Source organism: Faecalibacterium sp. I4-1-79 (genome assembly GCF_023347235.1).
In the GTDB taxonomy this organism is placed as follows: Bacteria; Bacillota; Clostridia; order Oscillospirales; family Ruminococcaceae; genus Faecalibacterium; species Faecalibacterium tardum.
Map to the genome: position 1 here is coordinate 105,063 of NZ_CP094467.1, position 18,504 is coordinate 123,566.

Annotated in this window: 18 protein-coding genes; 3 read left to right on the top strand and 15 right to left on the bottom strand. The window is 50.0% G+C overall.

Annotated elements, in window-relative coordinates; genetic code table 11:
- Positions 1-108: 108 nt before the first annotated feature.
- From MTP36_RS00510 to MTP36_RS00525, 4 genes are all read right to left on the bottom strand, one after another.
- Positions 109-1,434: a DNA primase family protein gene (locus tag MTP36_RS00510; protein ID WP_330375650.1), complete on the bottom strand. Its 1,326-nt coding sequence runs from the start codon at positions 1,432-1,434 to the stop codon at positions 109-111.
- Complete coding sequence (locus tag MTP36_RS00515) at positions 1,397-2,032, bottom strand: CHC2 zinc finger domain-containing protein (RefSeq protein WP_055145308.1); 636 nt, start codon at positions 2,030-2,032, stop codon at positions 1,397-1,399. Before MTP36_RS00515 ends, MTP36_RS00510 begins: the two co-directional genes overlap by 38 nt.
- A gap of 83 nt (positions 2,033-2,115) precedes the next feature.
- Positions 2,116-4,164 carry a recombinase family protein gene (locus MTP36_RS00520; RefSeq protein WP_055145306.1) on the bottom strand — a complete coding sequence of 683 codons (2,049 nt, stop codon included), beginning with the start codon at positions 4,162-4,164 and terminating at the stop codon, positions 2,116-2,118.
- The gene (locus MTP36_RS00525; protein ID WP_055145303.1) at positions 4,161-4,370 is read right to left on the bottom strand and encodes a transposon-encoded TnpW family protein; all 210 of its coding nucleotides are present in this window, start codon (positions 4,368-4,370) and stop codon (positions 4,161-4,163) included. The genes MTP36_RS00520 and MTP36_RS00525 overlap by 4 nt, the downstream gene beginning before the upstream one ends.
- 250 nt (positions 4,371-4,620) lie before the next feature.
- Between MTP36_RS00525 and MTP36_RS00530 the strand changes: the two genes are divergently transcribed.
- The 3 genes from MTP36_RS00530 to MTP36_RS00540 are packed head-to-tail and all read left to right on the top strand — an operon-like array spanning position 4,621 to position 7,833.
- Positions 4,621-5,499 (top strand): hypothetical protein, encoded by an 879-nt coding sequence (locus tag MTP36_RS00530; protein ID WP_055145300.1) that lies wholly within the window; start codon positions 4,621-4,623, stop codon positions 5,497-5,499.
- A gap of 47 nt (positions 5,500-5,546) precedes the next feature.
- On the top strand, positions 5,547-6,473 hold the full coding sequence (locus MTP36_RS00535; protein WP_055145297.1) for a hypothetical protein: 927 nt from the start codon (positions 5,547-5,549) through the stop codon (positions 6,471-6,473).
- Positions 6,466-7,833 carry an ATP-binding protein gene (locus MTP36_RS00540; protein ID WP_055145294.1) on the top strand — a complete coding sequence of 456 codons (1,368 nt, stop codon included), beginning with the start codon at positions 6,466-6,468 and terminating at the stop codon, positions 7,831-7,833. Before MTP36_RS00535 ends, MTP36_RS00540 begins: the two co-directional genes overlap by 8 nt.
- 60 nt (positions 7,834-7,893) lie before the next feature.
- Here the strand turns inward: MTP36_RS00540 and MTP36_RS00545 are convergent, their stop codons facing one another.
- From MTP36_RS00545 to MTP36_RS00595, 11 genes are all read right to left on the bottom strand, one after another.
- Positions 7,894-8,265 (bottom strand): TnpV protein, encoded by a 372-nt coding sequence (locus MTP36_RS00545; protein WP_055145291.1) that lies wholly within the window; start codon positions 8,263-8,265, stop codon positions 7,894-7,896.
- Positions 8,266-8,584: 319 nt separating this feature from the next.
- Positions 8,585-9,049, bottom strand: coding sequence for a hypothetical protein (locus MTP36_RS00550; protein ID WP_249250852.1), 465 nt, complete (start codon positions 9,047-9,049; stop codon positions 8,585-8,587).
- Between the two features lie 164 nt (positions 9,050-9,213).
- A complete protein-coding gene (locus tag MTP36_RS00555; RefSeq protein ID WP_117949378.1) occupies positions 9,214-9,498 on the bottom strand; it encodes a hypothetical protein in 285 nt (94 codons plus the stop codon).
- 389 nt (positions 9,499-9,887) lie between these two features.
- Positions 9,888-10,262: a hypothetical protein gene (locus tag MTP36_RS00560; RefSeq protein WP_249252754.1), complete on the bottom strand. Its 375-nt coding sequence runs from the start codon at positions 10,260-10,262 to the stop codon at positions 9,888-9,890.
- A 138-nt stretch (positions 10,263-10,400) separates the two neighbouring features.
- Entirely contained in the window at positions 10,401-11,366 is a 966-nt protein-coding gene (locus MTP36_RS00565; RefSeq protein WP_249252756.1) for a hypothetical protein, read from the bottom strand.
- 12 nt (positions 11,367-11,378) lie between these two features.
- The gene (locus MTP36_RS00570; protein ID WP_249252758.1) at positions 11,379-12,914 is read right to left on the bottom strand and encodes a relaxase/mobilization nuclease domain-containing protein; all 1,536 of its coding nucleotides are present in this window, start codon (positions 12,912-12,914) and stop codon (positions 11,379-11,381) included.
- Positions 12,886-13,320, bottom strand: coding sequence for a plasmid mobilization protein (locus MTP36_RS00575; RefSeq protein WP_249252760.1), 435 nt, complete (start codon positions 13,318-13,320; stop codon positions 12,886-12,888). Before MTP36_RS00575 ends, MTP36_RS00570 begins: the two co-directional genes overlap by 29 nt.
- 1,027 nt (positions 13,321-14,347) lie before the next feature.
- Positions 14,348-15,787, bottom strand: a complete 1,440-nt coding sequence (locus tag MTP36_RS00580; RefSeq protein WP_249252761.1) for a glycoside hydrolase family 1 protein — start codon at positions 15,785-15,787, stop codon at positions 14,348-14,350.
- Between the two features lie 21 nt (positions 15,788-15,808).
- Positions 15,809-16,366 (bottom strand): chromate transporter, encoded by a 558-nt coding sequence (locus tag MTP36_RS00585; protein WP_249252763.1) that lies wholly within the window; start codon positions 16,364-16,366, stop codon positions 15,809-15,811.
- The gene (locus MTP36_RS00590; protein WP_249252765.1) at positions 16,363-16,944 is read right to left on the bottom strand and encodes a chromate transporter; all 582 of its coding nucleotides are present in this window, start codon (positions 16,942-16,944) and stop codon (positions 16,363-16,365) included. The genes MTP36_RS00585 and MTP36_RS00590 overlap by 4 nt, the downstream gene beginning before the upstream one ends.
- Before the next feature lie 80 nt (positions 16,945-17,024).
- Complete coding sequence (locus tag MTP36_RS00595; protein WP_249252767.1) at positions 17,025-18,488, bottom strand: sulfatase; 1,464 nt, start codon at positions 18,486-18,488, stop codon at positions 17,025-17,027.
- Positions 18,489-18,504 lie beyond the last annotated feature (16 nt).

An 18,504-nucleotide genomic window follows, 5' to 3' on the forward strand; every position in this document is an offset into this window, starting at 1 on the left:
CATAAAGAACGCTGATTTTGCGGTAAAATAGCTTTTTGAAAACGGAGTTGAGAACTGCCGTACATCGTGTACGGCATGTACGGCAGTTTTGAAGTCCAGTTCTCATATTTAATAAGGAAGCAAGTTCATCGCCTCCACTCCGATAAATCCACGCACCCGCTTTCCGGCTGCGTACACATTGTTGGTAGCCTCCACATTATAAAGCCGTTCATTCTGGGCCAGCTCTGAGCTGATACGATTTGCTGACATAGGCTTTTGTGCGTTGTCCTCGCACCAGCGGAGATAGGCTTCATAGATAGCCTTGGAGCTGGCTTCGCTGTCGGCCTTAAAGCGGATATAGCCCTCGGATTGCAAAAACTCGATCACATTGTTGCTGCTGCGCTTTACTGTCTCCATATTTTCTTTGGCTCTATCGCTGATGGTGAACTGATACTCGTTCCCAATCAACCGCCGCAGACCCTCCAGACACCACAAAAAGATGCCCTCACGCTCCTGTGTCAGCTTATCCACCAGAAATGGATCATCGGCTCGTCCTGCTGGCCTGTCCTTGGTGGTCAACACGATCTGCCTGCGGAAGAAGCCGTCTGACTTGTCGTGCAAAGCGGTTAAAGCGCCGTTGCCGAAGCAAAGAAAGCGGACATAAAGCTGGCTCTGATAGCTTTGAACACCCTTGCGTTCCATATCCATCTTGCACTCTGAGGTCACGATGGATTTGATATAGTTGGTCTTGGGCAGGGCACTCATATCCATATCGTCATCCACCATCAGCAGCTTGTTTTCCAGGTCTGCACGGCTGAAACGGTTGTTCTCTACCTTCTGGATGCTGGTGGTATTCATGTTATCTCCCAGCATGGAGCGCATTACAAGTCCGATTCGACTCTTTCCTTCGCCGCCCTTACCAATCATCAGGAGCATTTTCTGCCCCTTTGTGGTAGGCAATAGGCAGTAGCCCATATACTCCTGCAAGGTGGGAATGTCCTCCGGGACAAGCAGCTCGGATAAAAATTGCAGCCAGCGCACAGGCGGCGGTGCATCGGGGAGATAGGCCACACTCAGACGGTTGTTGCAATAGCTTTTGTCCTCGGTGAAACGCCCATCCAGAAAGAGTGTCCCGTTTGCCACATGGATACGGTCAGTCTCGATGGGCAGGGGCGGCGAATAGGCTTGCAGCTTGATACTGGCCAGCAGATTTGCCACCACCTTGGAAAGCCCGGAGGTCAGACAGCCGGAGATCTCCTCCAGAATGAGATTGCCGATTTGCGCCTCGTCCTCAATCAGTCCATCCACTGTGAACAGCCTTCCTCTGACACATTTCATGGGATGCTTTTTTAAGAACTGCTGACAAAACAGCACTTCGTTGATGCGTTTTCCATCATACCAATCGGGAATGCTTTCTTCAGGCGGCATAACCATTGGGGTATTCAATTCGTCCATAGGTTTCCTCCTTTCGCAGTTGTTCCAGACGCTCCTTTAGTGCTATGATTTCACCATCCGTCATCCAGTCCTGTACAATTTCCCGACGCTCATAGCTGTCACCAAAGGTGAGAATGTTCAGTTCATATTCAATCTGACTGAGCTTGTGGCAGGCTTCCACGAATAAATCATGGACTGGCTCATCCGGCGTTTGCGGCGCATAGTATGCTTTCCATTCCTCCAAGCAACGGTAATAGTCCGATAAAACAGAAAAGCACAGACGCTCGTTTTCTTTGAGCTTCTGTGCTTCTGTTCGGATACGCTTTGCATTGAGTGCCGCTGCGCTGGGCGGCTTGTCCGGGTCAAGATGAAAGTCTATCACCAGCTTCATGGCTGCGTCGTAGGGCTTGAGATCAAACAACCTTGCAGTGAAGTCAATGACATCTCCATGCTCTCCGCAGGTAAAGCAATAATAATGGTCGTTTGCCACATACAAGCTGGGGTGTCTGTCATTGTGAAAGGGGCAGAGCGCCTTGCCGTGCCGGTTGACCTCAAGGCCATACGCCTGTGCCGCTTCCCGCAGGCTGACGTTGTTTTTTACGGTTTCGAATAAATTCATGTGTCCTCCTTTGCGTAGAAAAAGCGGCTTGCCCTGATATAAGGCAAACCGCTTCCTCAAAATTTATTGTTTTATTGGAAATATTAAGCCGGAGAGGTAACTGTCTCCGCTGCCAGTTTTTCCTTCCTGTTCGCTGCATTGCGAACCCGCTGGCCTTTGATATGCCCCTCATATCGGCACTCATCACTGCAATACTTGACATTGCTTCTTGTGGTGGAAAAGGTCTTACCGCAGTTTTCACAAGTGCAGTCACGCCGCCTGTTTTCTGCCGCTTCCTGCCGGTAGAACTTCGCCCGGCAATTCGGTCCGCAGAACATAGCAGCCGAGCTTTTGGATTCAAATCCCTGACCGCAGCACTTACAGGTTAGCTGAAAAGGCTGCCCAACGGTGTGCTTCCCGGCCTTAATCAACTGATAGCGCTCCCGGCTTTTGATGCGATGCTGGCGTAGCTGCTCCTGCCGCTTGATTTCCTCTGCTGTCAGCTCCGGGGCAGGAAGTTCAAACTTTCCGATGAATTTCAGGAAGATTTCTACCTCCTGCGTTCTGTCCCCGTCGATGCGCTCCGGGGCATGAACGATGATTTTATCAATAAATTCATTGATCATCGGTGTAGTCAGCTCGGAGAAATCGGTGTACTTTTCTGCCAAAGCAAGGAACTGCTCTACACGGGCAGTATCTTCCTCATAGCTCGTCAGGCTTTCCTCCGTTTCTGCAATCTGTGCGGAAAGGTTTTTCTGTTCGACTTCGTACTCAGCAAGCAGGCTGTCAAAGCGTTCCTCAGAAATTCGGCCTACGGCAAAGGATTCATAGAGCTTTTTAATGATCGTATCCAGCTCACTGTGGCGCTTACGGTCTTTGTTCAGCTTTCGTTTGGCATCTTTGGCCGCCTCCACCTGCCTGACCTGTGAAGCGGCTCGTATCTTCTCGGTGAATTTTTCCCGATCTGCTATGGCAAGCTGGCTGACAGTGCGGATTGTCTCTAAAATAAGGATACGCAGCGACTTAGTGGTAATATAGTGCCCGCAGCAGTCCTTTCCATGCTTCTGATGTGCCAGTGTATAAGAGGAGCAGTCAAAGAAATCCGACGGATACGGAGTGCCTTCTGTACCGCCTCTGGAACGATGATTATACATCTTTGCGCCGCAGTCCGCACAGTATAAAAGCCCGGTCAGGGGATTGGCTTCGCCTATGGTATCAATACGCCGTGGCGTTTTCCGCAGTTGCTGAGCAAGCTCCCATGTTTCCGGCTCGATAATGGCCTCATGGGTGTTCTCGAAGATCAGCCAGTCCTCCTTGGGATTAGGAATAGAGGTCTTGTCCTTATATGACAGCTTGTGGGAACGGAAATTGACCGTATGCCCCATATACTCAGGCTTAGACAATATCTGCCCCACAATATAGCCGCTCCAGTTATAAGGATATGCGAACTCGGTCTTACTTTTCCAAACGCCAATGCCTTTCCTTGCAAAATAGACCGCCGGAGCTTCTACCTTATCTTCAAAAAGGATTCTGGCAATGTCATAGGGGCCTTTTCCCTCGATGGTCAGACGGAAGATGCGCCGCACAACGGCGGCGGCCTCCTCGTCAATCAACCAATGGTGCTTGTCGTTCGGGTCTTTCTTATAGCCGTAGATGGCACTGTTGGTGGTAGGCTTGCCTGATTCCCCCTTCACACGGATAGCGGTTTTCTGCTTGCGGCTCAGATCACGCAAGTACCACTCGTTCATGATGTTGAGGAACGGAGCAAATTCATTGCTGTTCTGGTCGTTGCTGTCCACGCTGTTGGCGATGGCAATAAAATGAATGCCATGCTGACGGAACATAACCTCCGTGTAAAAGCCGGTCTGCAAGTAGTCACGTCCGATTCGGGACATATCCTTTACGATCACACGAGCCACCTTGCCAGCTTCAATGTCTGCCACCAGCTTTTTCCATGCCGGTCTTTCAAATGTGCCGCCTGAGAATCCGTCGTCCGTGTAATGGGCAAAGTTTGTGTACCCCTGCTGTGCGCAATAGCCCTCCAAGTATTTCTTTTGATTCACAATGGAGTTGCTATCCCCAATCTGGTCATCGTCACGGGAAAGTCGTTCGTATAAGGCGGTGATCTTGTCCTCAGTCTGAATGATGCTCATGATGCGCTCCTTTCAGACTGACGGCTCATTTGTGGTACACCAATTATATCACAAGTTCCGTCGTTTGTAACTACTTCGTTGCGTATCATTCGTAAAATTTTATCCTCCATTGTCTCTTTCCCACTTTCACTGAAAGCGACTCTCACCTTGTAGGTGGTGCCGCCAATACGTCTTATCATATACTGTGCCTGTTTGTTTTTATCCATAGCGTTCCTCCTTGAAAAATTCATGTTCGTTTGATATACTAATGGTGGTTCCGACTGATGTAAGTCGGTGGCATCTTGTGTCATGTTTCATAAAGCTACCGCAACTTGCGTCCTCCTTTCTCTTGATACGGGTTGAAAAAGTAACCTAAATAACCGCTTATCAGATTACCCTCTCACTAATAGGAGAAATCCGGGGTGTAAATCGGAACTGTTTTTGAAAGAAATTCAAAAAATTTTCGGAGGTGAGGTCATGACAGATGAAAATAGAACATTTCTCCTGTTCCCGGATGACGGTGATGACCTAACCGAATGGGATGAAGCCTCCGATCTGACGATACAAAACGAGCAGTTAGAGGAAATCCTCTCCGAAGAACGAGCCTTAGAGCTGGAAAGAGAGCTGGAGCAGGACGAAAACCCAAGGGACTACACCGTAGAACTGGAGGACGAAGAGGAAGAAGCTGCTCCTGTCAGCGAAAAACGCTTAAAGCGCCAGATACGGGCAGAGGCGTTGGCACGGCTGGAGGATGCTGCAAGAACAGAGGACGACTTTCGATACGTTGTCAGCGAATGGGACAGGTTGGATCGGAATCGGGAACGACGGGAGCGTGACCATGAAAATCTCCGGGGAGATGTTCCGTTAGAATACATGGCAGTTCCCAATCCGAAGATGATTCCGCTGTATTTGAATCTGCCACGATACCGCCAGCTTGCCAGCGGCAATTTTCTGGATATCATTTTTTCTTGCCCCTATGAACTGCATGAGTTGGTTGCAAGCTCATTTATTTCTGAGCTGATACGCAGCCTTACCATTGATCAGAAGGAAGTGCTGTATTACCTGTCCATCCGGCAGTACAGCACCATACAGGTGGGTATGATACGGGGACAGACAGACCGAAACATTAGAAAGCTCCGAAAGAATATCCACAAGAAGCTGCAAAGAGCGGTTTATGATTACCTTTTGGAAAAACAGAACGACTGTGGAAGCCTAACGCTGCGGGAACGGCAGTTCTTAGAGGAATATGGGCTTTTGCTGAAAGCCTATGGCAAGGACGCCGTTATCCTCCGGGAGAACAAATCAAAGCCGAGGAAAAAGAAAGCTGCCCTTGGCAGCAGCAAGGACAGCGAATGATCTGATTGAATTTGATAAGCAGATGACCGAAAGGAAGGATTTGCGTTATGAATACATTTTTTGAGCAATCCCGTTCCCATTGGGTGCGGTATGAACGCTATGAAATCAAAACAGGCAAGGACGGGAAGAAATACATCACCCCGGCAAAGGATGCCAGGCCGGATGTCTATAACCCACTCAAGGAAGCCCCGGACATTGTGCTGGATGCTCTGAATGTGGGGATGCTGATGATGAACGGCAAGAAAAGCTCTGAGCCAGAGGTAGAAAAGGCAATCTTGGAATTTATTACCCACTATGGGCTGCTGGGCCTGATGACGGCCCTGCCCACCACGCCGTCCTTTATGGATTATGAGGCGGTATATCTGCCAAAGAACCATTTTATCAAGGAAGAAACGATGGAGACGGAGAAGTATCTGTCCCTGTTTTACCCCTTTGATAAGCTGGATGTGGTCAAGAACGGTGTGGAATCCAGTTGGAATGTGTCCAGCGACCGGGCAATGATTGCACTGACCATGACCTTTATGGACGAGCCGATGGCAAAGACCATGAGCTTCCAGCGGGCGTATGCAGAGCCTTACGATTGGGTGGCACAGCAACTCAAGGATTGGGCATTTAATATGCTGACCTCTTTCTTCTATTATAATGACTATGATTCCATGGAGGAAGAAAGCCGGAATATGCTGCGTAAGTCTATGGCTGCATTTGGCGGCATTGCACCCACCTATCATATAGAGCTGTTGGATAGGCCAACGATCTATTGGGATTTCCATTCCCTGCTGTTGGGGATTCAGATGATGTTCAGCTTCATGCTGGTGGACAGCACAAAGCCGTTGCGGATGTGCAAGCAGTGTCAGAAAGTGTTCCTGAGTAACCGGGCTAACTCCGCTTTTTGCAGTGCAAGGTGTAAAAATCAGTATAATGTTTATAAGAGCCGGGGAAAGAATAAATCAGAGGATGGTGATAATAATGCCTGAAAATCAGAACATAGAATGGAAAGCTAAGTGGAAGGATGACTATCTGGAATGGATTTGCGGCTTCGCCAATGCACAGGGCGGCAAGATTTATATTGGCTGTGACGATGATGGAAAAGTTATCGGCCTGCCCAATATCCGCAAGCTGCTGGAGGATGTTCCAAACAAAATCCGAAATGCCATGAGCATCGTGGTGGATGTCAATCAGCTGGAGCGTGACGGGAAAGAATATCTGGAAATCGTTGTTCCACCATATCCCGTTGCCATAAACTGCAAAGGTGTCTATTATTATAGAAGCGGCAGCACCATGCAGACCCTTTCTGGCCCAGAACTGGAGAGCTTCATTCTACGCAAACGTGGTGCTTCGTGGGATAATATGCCCTTGCCGGGATTTACGTTGGATGATATTGATGATGAGTTGGTCAAGAGATTCAAGACCCTTGCCGCCAAGAAGGGCCGGATCGACCAAAGCGTTTTAGACGAGGACAAAGCGGATTTAATGGAAAAGCTGCGTCTGACCAATGCCGGGTATTATACCAACGCAGCGATGCTGCTGTTCTGCAAAGACCCTGACCGCTGGCAGCTGGGCGCATACACAAAAATCGGCTTTTTCGAGAATGATGCCGATCTCCGTTATCAGGATGAAATTCACGGCTCCTTGTTGGAACAGATTGACAAGATCATTGAAGTCATCCATCTGAAATATATGAAAGCGAAAATCACTTACGAAGGGATGCAGCGCATTGAGCGTTATTTTGTTCCCGACGCTGCCCTGCGTGAAGCCCTTCTTAACGCTCTATGCCACAAGCAATATGAAAGCGGCGTTCCGATTCAGATCAGCGTGTATGAGGATAAGCTGTATATCGCTAACTGTGGTAGGCTTCCAGACAACTGGACGGCAGACAGCCTGATGTCCAAACACGCATCCCGCCCTTACAACACGGCGATTGCGAATGTGTATTATTTGGCCGGCTTCATCGAGAGCTGGGGACGTGGTATTGAGAAAATCTGTCAGGCTTGCAAGGAAGATGGAAGCCCGCTTCCTGCGTACACCGTGCATCCCGGCGATATTATGATTCAGTTTACAGCGTCAGAGGATCGGGTTATTCGATCTGCCACCTACAAGGTGACAGAAAAGGTAACAGAAAAGGTAACAGAAAAGGTAACAGAAACCTTGGATGAAAAATCCATGCAAATTCTGGCCCTGATTTCCGAAGATCCTGCATACACATCTACCACCATAGCAGATAAGCTATCTATCAGCAGAAAAACAGTTTCTCAGCGTCTGAAGGAGCTGAAGGAAAAAGGAATCATCGAGCGCATCGGGTCTGACCGAAAAGGCTACTGGAATATAAAGAGCTAAGTGATACAGAATTAGCCCCACACCAGCGTTCATTCATGCTGATGCGGGGCTAACATGTGTTTAGCAATATACAAGCTCCGTCAGAACAATTTCCTCTGCACGGTTATGAATGTTGTTCATGCGCCGTACCCATTCCATTTGATCGGTAGCTTTAAGTGCCTCGGTCACACCTTCCAGTCGTGCCATAGCTTCGCACATGATCTCCATACGCTGATTGCAGGATTTGTCTATCTCTGCAAGATGTTCATGCAGGGTGCAGCTTGTTAGGTAGTGTGCATAAAGGACGGGACGATGCTCTTTCAAGTAGCGGCGGCGCATACGGCCATACTTACCGATCTGATATTCCTCGGTCTCCGGCAGCGCAAGGTCGGGGATATAGTAATCGCCAACCTTCGTATATGTGCCGCCCATTTCTTCAAAAATAGACTTCATTTTCATGCTCCCTTCGTGCTAAAATGTCAGCAGTTATGCGGATTTTTTTCCTTTCCCACAACTGCCAGACCAATTCACCACAAATGAGCCGCCAGTCATGTAATAGTATTAGGCGGTAGAAACCACCCTCTACATATTACATCTTGGTTCTCAATGGACAGGCTTTCGCCGAGCCGTGCGTCCTCTTGCGACAGTCGGCAGTAAAGTGCGGTGATTTTATTCGTTGCTCCAGACATTGTTGTGTCCTCCTTACTCTGTGGAGCAACTGTCGGTACAGGATTGGTTACCGGGTCAAGTATAGCAGAATTGGACGCAGTTGTCATTCGTCTGCACCCTCATCTTCAAATTTTTGCTGGGCGTTCTTGGCAACAATGCGCTCCAGCTTCTTCAAAAAGGACTCCTTGCCCTCATAGCTGCCGGTCACGGTGTAGGTGGTGTGACCGACTTTCTCCGTGGTGGTCAGTTCTGGAATCCAGAAAGCGGACAGGTTCTTGACATGGAGGTTGCCGTTCTCGTCCACATAAGAGCTGTGTTTCTTCTGCTCTTCGGTCAAGGGCTTCCGCTTGAAATAGATTTCATTTTCGGAGATGTTCACAGTCTCGCTGGTCTGCTCTTTCGGGGCATCATCATACAGCTGTGCGAAAAATGCCAGTGCATCTTCGGGTGGTTCTCCCTCCATGAGCTGCTCGAAAACTCGCTGTTCCTCTGCCGAGAGGTTATTCCATGCGGCTTCCAACTCCTGCTCGTTGGCTGCGTTGACAAAGGCTTCGATTTCTTTTTTCATGGTGCATCCTCCTTTGGCTGCGAAAAGCGGATTTTCAAAAAGTATGGGTTTTCGTGAGAGCAAGAATCGTCCCGTGGCCACAAATTTTCAATTCTTGAAAATTCTTGCCCTTTTGGGACAGCTTCTTGTTGGGGCGTGCCTGCCCCAAACCCTGCTAGGTGATTTCATTCTTGGTGGTTGCTATATTGCTTATATGCCTTTTCAAATCCTGATTTGTTATATATGATAAATTTATAACATTCTCCATCTTTCATGGAAATTGCTGCAACAGGAACGACCATCTGACTCCATGAAAGTTCCCTTATCTCGTTCATGGGCAATACAAGGTTGCGATACAGTGGACTGACTGTGAGCTTTTGAGTTGAATATGTAACGCTCTGTTCATCAATGTACAAACCACCGCCAATGATTCCATTACGGCATAAGCTACACACAAAAGTTTTTCCCATAATATTACCGCCTCCTATTAGTTGATGGTTGGTTAAGTTGAGTATATCATATTGATTTCCAGAAGAACACCCCTATATAGGAGATTTTAGCCGTTTTACTGCGTACGTGCGTACGAGAGATTGGTACGCACGTACGCAGCGATTTGCCCGAAGCGCACCCTATATAGCCGTTTCCCCCTCGGAGAGCCCACTACACTTTGCAGACCGCAGGGCTGAAAGCGTCATAGTGGGTTATTACACTTCCGCAGAAGTGCCTTTTCCTCGCCGCAGACAGCCCGGTGCACCTTTGTGAGAGCTTTCTGTCCGGCGAATCCACATCGCCCACAGGCGATGTGAGCAGGGATTCCAAAGGGGCGCAGCACCCTTGGCACACGACTTTGGTACAAAGTCTAGTGTGTTACACCTTTCCAGAGGTGTATACGTTCCTGAAATGCAAAAAGCCCCATACCCAACACCTTAACGGTGCGGACATGGGACTTGATGCTTCCTCGGCCTAGCCGGGTACTCCGTAACCAATCCTGACAGGCAGTTGCCGTGTCATTTTTCGAAAACTGTTTTACGGATACCCAGCAGTCGGGAACGCTCTGTTTTTCTTTGCCGGAGATATGAGCCTGTTCCGCCTGCCATGCGGCAAACTCCCTCTGGCCTTCCTCGCTGTTCCAGCAGGCAAGGATGGCCGGGTAGAATGCCCGCGCCAGACGGTCGATGACTTCATCGGGATAGGGGGAAGTGTTTGTGGACTTTTTCTTTTTGTTCAAACGCACGCTCCTTTGATCGTCCCACCGTGGCAAAGTCGGGCGAGAAAATCAAAGTTCCAATTTTTTATCAGGCGCAAGGGCGCGGATGTTTTCTGCCCTGCACTTGCGGCTGGTGGCTCGTTGATGGCTTACAGGTGTCTGCTGCTATGCGGTCTTTTCTTCTTCAAGGGCTTCTGCAAGAGCCTTTTCCAGATAGGTTTCGATTTCAGTCAGGTAGTTAGCAGGTCGCTGCATTGCGAAGCGGAGAACCTTCTGCTTTTCCGGGTCAGTGAAATAGCTTGGATTATTTTTGAGCGTTTTCTTCCATGAGTTTTTCATCATTTCGGTCGCACGGCTCAAAGATTTGTAAACCTTCATAAACTCGTCCGGTACATGATAGTACCGAAATTCTTCTGTTTGTGGTGTGGGCATGGGAACGGGTTCTGCTTTTTCAGGTTCAAATTCTGCGCTGGCAGATTCCAACACTTCCAATGCCTCTGGATGCAGGATTTGAGCAAGGACATCTGAACGATGCTCGGCACTTGCCTGCACGAGTTTGGACATTTCTTCGTTGGTAAACTTCACTTCGCCGGAAAAGACTTTCTGCTTGATGCCGGGAGAGAGGTTGTCTGCGATGTCGATGCCTCGTGTATAGTGGCTGGCGCGGAGAACGGAGGCGCGGCTGACACCGTTTTCCTCTGCGATCCGGTCACAGGTTTTCTTCCCGGAGTGGTGGTTATCACCGTGATCACCACCACTTTTCTTTGCTAAAGTGTACTGATTGCCCCGAAAGATTTTTGCAGCTTTCTTCTCGGCTTCGTACTGCTTCCCAAGCAGATAGCGTTTCTGTTCAGGACTCAGGTTTCGCCGTCCCAACTGATTCCGGCAAATCCACGCAACGGCTTCTTCGCGGTTCTCAAATCGGAGCGGCATGGTGGAAAAATAAATCTCAGGATGCTTCTGGAGGATGGCATAACGATTGTGGCCATCAACAAGGGTATTGCCCCAGACAATCAAAGGAGAGAGCAGCTTGCCCTCTTTCAGGATGTTTTCTTCAAGCTGCTTGAATTCATCATCGGTCAGAGGAGGAATCTGGGACTGAAACTCCGGGTCAATTTTCAGATTGATCATTCGCACACTCCTTTATCTCTCCTGCTGCGCCGGTTCGTCCTCCCGGAAAAACAGCGCAACATTCTGCTTTGCGGTTTTCAGTTTGAGCAGTTCCTCTTTAGCTTCCTTGTACTGCTCATAAAACTTTGCCTTTTCGGATGCCATTGCATTGTACTCAGCTTCCAACTTTTTCGGACTGGGCAGCTTCGTGATGTTGTTTGCCTTGAGATAGGCTGCTGCCGTCCGGTATGCTGTCAGTTCTGCACGATGCTGTTCCTCAAAGGCTGCGGGTCGCTTGGCGGTCTTTAACTGCTGTGCGACATTCTTGGTGCTGGTATAGGCTGCGACATGATAGCGCAGCTCTTTGTTGGCTTTCATGCGTCCTTCGAGGTCTTTCACCACCGCCAGTGCGTCGTGATACTTGGTTTCCAGTTCAGCGATGCGCTGGTTCAGGGCGTCCTCATCGGTCAAGCCCTTTTCTTCTAAGAGGATCAAGGTCTGTGCCATGGCTTTGAGGTTGTGCTTCTTCGCCCAACGCTCGTAGCCGATGCCCTTGCCCTCGGTCATCCTCGACTGGATGTCGATCAATTTCCCGATGGTATCCTGCTTGAACTGAACCTGGGGTTTGCGTTCGGCATTTGCCTGCAACGTGGCAAGCACTGCCGCCTTATCGAACTTGTCACCGAGATGCTTCGCCCGGATAAACTTGGTTCTGCCAGCAGGCAGATAGCTGAGCTGCCCACGGCTTTCCTTGACGGTGATGCCGTACTGCTGCAAGAGCCTGTCAGAGAAATCTTCAAAGCTCGTGGCACGGTACAGCACTGAAGAAATCTGTTTCCGCAGGGTATCCTTTACGGTTTCAAACTTCTTCTGCCGGGGCTGCTGTCCAGCTGCGGTGAGGGCTGCGTTTTCACGGTCAAGTTTCAACTGCCCACGCCGCCTTGCCCAATATTCGGCCTCGCTGACACGTTCTTTCGAGCCGTTGAGCAGGTCGATCTGGTACAGTCCGGCACTTTCGCACAACTCCATTACCTCGACACGGAGGTGCCGCATGGTCTGGGCGGTGCTGGAGTGCTTCATGCCCTCGCGCCAATCGCGGGGCTTCTGCATATAGGGCTTACGTTCCACTTCTCGCATTCGGATGCTGCCGATCACGATGTGGACATGGATGTTTCCAGAATTGTTGTGCCCATCCGGGTGAGTGCAGACGATGGCAGGATGACCGGGGAAGTTTTCTTCGCAGAATTTCAGGCCAAGAGCCTGTGCCTTTTCCATGGTCAAGCCGTTGTCGGCTGCATCTCTGGGATCAAAGCTGATGATATATTGATGGCTCTTGATATCGCCATGCTGGGTGTTCTTACCATACTTGCGGTTTGCCAGCAGACAGGCCGTTGCGAACGAGAAATCGCCGCACTCAAGGGTGTCGAGTAGGTACGATTCTCGCAGCAGGGGTCGGCCTTGCTTGTCCAGAATTACCCTGCCGGAAAATTCATCGTGCTGGTAAACAAGGTATGCTTCGATGGCGGTGTAGTCCGAATTCTTAGAGGCGATATGCTTGAGCGTTGCCATACAGTTCACCCAGAACTTTCTCGGCATGGAGCCGGAATGCAGTCAGGTCTGCAAGTTCGTCAAGGATTTTCGCCCGGATCTGCTCGGTGTCTGCACCGCCGGAGTTGAAGTGACGTGCAAGTTGGTTGAGATTGCCGCCCACCCTGCTGCACTGGGCAAGCAGAGCGGAAACGGCGGTCAGGGTTTCTTCTCCGCCGCCAGCAACGACAACAGTGCGCTCGATCTTTGCACTGTGCAGTGCGCGGCGGATGAGAGTGGACAGGGAGAGATGAAGGAGTTTTGCTGTGCATTGAAGTTCCAATTTTTCAGTTTTCGTCACTCGGAACTTGATGATGTGCGTTTTGTTGTTCGGCGTGTCGTGGTGCTGGGAATTGCTAGGGGTCGATTGAACATTCGTTTTGGTCATTGTACCTCCTGTCTGTTCGATAACTCCTCGGTGAAGTTATGTAAAGCACGACACGCCGTTCCATTCGTGCCGAAAGGCACGAATGATGAGCAGGGTTTGGGGCAGGCACGCTCCAACAAGATCACATCAAAACTCGCAAGAGTTGCAGATGTGAAGTCCCGGTGGAGCACAACATTTTCAAGAATTGAAAATTTGTGGCCACGGGACGGTTCTTGCCCTCTACCGCTGCGCTCAAAACGCATAGACCGCGTTTGCGAAGCGCAGCGCAGCAATGAAAGCCCCAGTGGGGCTTTTAAGCGGCAGAACGGTCTGCGATAGCAGATGGAGGGGCCTCGCCCCGACAAGTTCTACAAATGTTTCCGAATTGTTAAGACGCAAAAATAAGTAGAGAGTTCCGCTGCTCGTGTATGTTGATCGCCGTTTGCTCCGAACGAAGTTCCTGCCCCTGTTTGTGCAGCGGCGTTGTCCGGCTCGCCCACACAAAGTGTGAGGTCATGGCGCAGTATCTCGTTCAGACGGCTTATGCAAGATTCAAGGTTCAGTATGAAGAAAGCCGGACGCAGTGCGGATACTACGTTCTGCTTCTTTCAAGTACAAGAACAACACTTTGGAGTTGTGCAGTCAACAACTGAAAATGAATTTCGGAAGATTGAACAACTACATAAGATTTTATTTGTGAAAAAGAAAAATACCGCCCATGCAGCGCAGCGATGATTTTGTCGGGTGAAACAGCGGCAAAATGAATCGGGTGTGTTGCGGGGCGGTAAATCTTTCGGGGATTTTTCCTCACTAAAGTGGTGGGTCTCATGGTGATAACCAACCACTTTCTGTGGCTGTGTTCAAAATGAACACGACCACATTTTGTGGATTGCTTGTGACCAATCCACAAAATCAGTGAGATTTGTGACAGAGAATATCATGGTTTCTAAGATGTGTCAAGATAGCTTTACAAATTCTATTGCAGCAAAGTGAATGAAGTGCGAATTATATGGAAGCGTTGCACAATTCACAATTCTAGAAAAATCAATCATTCCAAATTTTTGCCGTTGGAGGCGATAACCTTCTTGTACCAGTAGAAGGAGTCCTTTTTCTCGCGGCTCAGGTCGCCGGTACCGTCATCAAACTTGTTCACATAGATAAAGCCGTAGCGCTTTGCCATCTCGCCGGTAGAGGCGGACACAAGGTCGATGCAGCCCCAGGGGGTATAGCCCATCAGGTCCACGCCGTCCTTGACCGCCTCAGCCATCTGCTGGATGTGCTGGCGCAGGTAGTCAATGCGGTAGCTGTCGTGGATCTTGCCGTCCTCGCTCTTCACATCGTAAGCACCCAGACCGTTCTCCACCACCATCATAGGCAGGTGGTAACGGTCGTAGATTTCGTTGAGGGTGTAGCGCAGACCAATGGGGTCGATCTGCCAGCCCCAATCGGAAGCCTTCAGGTAGGGGTTCTTCTTTCCGGCAACGATGTTGCCGCCCACATCCTCGGTATCCTTATGGGTGGTGATGCAGTTGGACATATAATAGCTGAAGGTGTAGAAGTCCACCGTACCTTCTTTCAGGATGTCAGCGTCCTCGGGCTGCTGCAGGATGGTGATGCCGTTCTCGGCGAACCAGCGCTTCATATAGCTGGGATACTCGCCGCGCACCTGCACATCGGAGCAGAACCAGTTGGTAATCTGCATCTTCTGCTGGTTGGCGATCACATCGGCAGGGTCACAGGTCAACGGATAACTGGTGATGAAGCAGATCATGTTGCCCATCTTGAACTGGGGATAGTTGTCGTGGGCGTACTTGACCGCCTTGGCGCTAGCCACGAACTGGTGATGAAGTGCCTGAAAACGCTCCTGCTTGTTGTCGGGCACATCGGCGGTGGAGCCTTCAAAGCCTTTGATCGTGCCGGTCTCGAGGATCGCGCCCATGGGCATGGTGCCGCAGTTGATCTCGTTGAAGGTCAGCCAGTACTTTACTTTGTCCTTGTAGCGCTCAAAGATTGCTTTGCAGTAGTTCATGTAGAACTCGATCAGTTCCCGGGAAGCCCAGCCGTTGTACTTTTCCACCAGAGCATAGGGCAGCTCGTAATGGCTGATGGTGACCAGCGGCTCGATGCCGTGCTTCTTGCAGCAGTCGAACACGCGGTCGTAGAACTCCAGACCCTTCTCATTGGGTTCCGTTTCCCAGCCGTTGGGGAAGACGCGGGTCCAGTTGATGGAGGTGCGGAAGGTTTTAAAGCCCATCTCAGAAAAGAGGGCAATGTCCTCTTCGTAGTGGTGATAGAAATCAATGGCCTCGTGGCTGGGGTACAGACGGTCGGGGCGGATGCCGGTGGTCACCCACTTGGGGTTGGTGTGGGAACCGTTGGTGCACATATCCGGCACGCTGGCACCCTTGCCGTCCACGTCCCATGCACCCTCAAACTGGTTGGCGGCACAGGCACCGCCCCACAGGAAATCATCACGAAAAACACTCATGGTTTATTTCTCCTATTCTTTTTAGCAGAAGAGATTTACAAATAAATTTGCGACTCCACAGCAGAGCATTGTTAAAATTGGATTTATTTTGAACATCCGAAGGGCAACAAAAGCGGCAACAAAAATCAAAACACCAGCCCAGTTCACGGAGGCAAGGGCAACAACATTTCCTTGAAACACAACCAGCTTTAAGATAGACAGACCGGCACCTGCGATAAGAGCAACGACTGCTGGACGCAGGCTTGCTAAAACGCTTTGCAGGGCAGAGACATTCTTATATCGATAATAAATATAAGCCAGCAGAGAAACAATGAGAAGCGAAGGCGTAATACAACCCAATGTGGCGACGACGGCACCCAGAGGGCCGGCAATACGGATGCCAACAAAGGTCGCCGAGTTGACCGCAATAGGACCTGGTGTCATTTCAGCAATGGTAATGAGGTCGGTGAATTCGTTCATTGTCAGCCAAGTGTGGCTGGTCACAATTTGATCCCGGATCAGTGGAATGGCCGCATAACCGCCACCGATGCTGAACATGCCTACCTGTAGAAAGCTCAGAAACAACTGCAAGTAAATCATACGGCATCTCCTCTCCGCTTCATGTGGTGAATGACTTCGAGCAGGACGCCAAAAACGGCACAGGTCAGAATGATGAAGATGACGTTGATATTAAAAATGCTGTTTGCAAGGAAGGCAAGCATCATAACCCCGATGTAAACAGGCTTATGCTGCCGGATGATGTTACCGCCCAAGCCAAAAACAACGTCCAGAATGACCGCAGCAACACCGGCCTGCATACCTTTCAGTGCAAGGGAAACATAGAAATTTGTAGCAAAAGCCGTATAAAAAAAGGAAATGCCCGAGAGAATCGCCATGGGTGGAATGATGGTACCGATGACCGATGTCACCATTCCAATAAATCCGCCGACACGCCAGCCGACTAGAATTGCAGCATTGACCGCAATAGCGCCCGGACTGGACTGAGCCAGAGCCGCAAAATCAAGCATTTCATCCTCTTCCAGCCAATGCAGTTCATCAACAAATTTTTGCTTCATGAAGGTGACGATGACGAAGCCGCCACCGAAGGTGAAGGTGCTGATATAAAGGGTGCTTAGGAAAAGCTTCCAAAGTGTTTTTGTATCTGTGCGTTTATTCATAACTTTACTCCATCTCTACAAGGAGAAGCAGGACTCTACAGGGAAAAACAGGACAAGCTGCAATGCCGTCCTGTTTCTGTTTATAATCCCAGTCGGAAAAACTCTTCCTGCGGAGCCTGCACCTGTTTCAGTGCGTTGGTCAGCTTATCCTTCCAGACGGTCTCTTCCGGACTTCCGCTCAGGTTTTTCAGCTGTTCCGGGTCTTTTTTGAGGTCATACAGGCGGTCTTTCGATTTTGCAGTCTGGTATATTTTTACGACCGGATACCGGATGCACGGGATGCCATTGGTAAACCGGGTCCCTTCCACCAGCTCCCCACGGCGAAGCTGATCTTCCGAAAAATACCCACGAATATTCGTCGGCATCAGGGTGTACTCGTACAGCGGCGCATCCTCGTTCTGTTCGGCTTTCAGGTAGGTCATCCGACCATCTGTAATGCCCGTATAGCAGCCATGGACACCAAACAATGCCCATTCCCGAACCGGTCTCCCTTCCAATGCCGGGAGCAGTGACCGACCGTCCATCTCGCCCATCGGGGTCTGGGCACATCCAAAGAGTTCCAGCAGCGTTGGCGCGATATCCACTGTTGTTGCCAGTTGTTCACACCGTCCGCCCTCGGCGATGCCCGGAACATGGAAATAGAACGGGAGATGTACCAATTCGTCATAAGGCGGCGGAAAATTCTTGCCGAGCCATTCGTGTTCGCCCAGCAGGAAGCCGTGGTCGGTGTTGACAATGAGGACCGTATCCTTCCACATATCGTGCGCATCCATGAAGTCCAGAATCAGCCCGAGGTGCACATCGCACATTGTCATCAGAGCCGCATACTCTCTAGCTGCATTTTGCAGATCTTCACGGTAGTCTTCGCTGGCAACTCTGCCGTATCGGGGCCAGTTCAAAGTTTCTTCTTCCGGCAGATCGTACAGGGCACGGTATTTCTGCGGAACATAGAAGGGCTCGTGAGGATCAAAGCACTCTATCTGTAAAAACCAACTGTCTTTTTCCACGTGCTCTTTCAGAAATTCCAGTCCGGCCTGTACAGTTCGTGTGCCGGACATTTCTTCTTCCGTCCGCTGACGCTCCCGGTTGCGGTAATGCTGTGTTACGGAGATACCAGTCTTATTGAGGGGATGGCGTTTCTCCGGCATGTCCACCGGGATATCGTGCGCCACAAAGCGGTCGCCCTCCTGTCCACGGAAGCCTTCCCAGGTGTCATAGCGGTTATGATAGGTGCAGCCACCGTCTTCCCAATAGTGCGAATGGTCTGTACACAGATGGGTATAGACGCCCTCCGCACGCAGGGCTTCGACACAAGAACGATCAAACGGTTCCAGCGGACCCCAGCTTCGATGAAGAAAGTTATGCTTTCCGGTATGTAGTTCTCGTCGGGCCGGCATGCAGGGCAGACTGCCTGCATAGAAATTGTCGAAGGTTGTGCAGCGTTGTTCCAACCGTTTGAAATTAGGCAGTTTTGTCCAGTTACAGCCGTAACTCGGCAAAAACTTTCGCGTCAGCGTATCAAACATCACCATAACAACTTTCACAAAAATACCTCTCTAG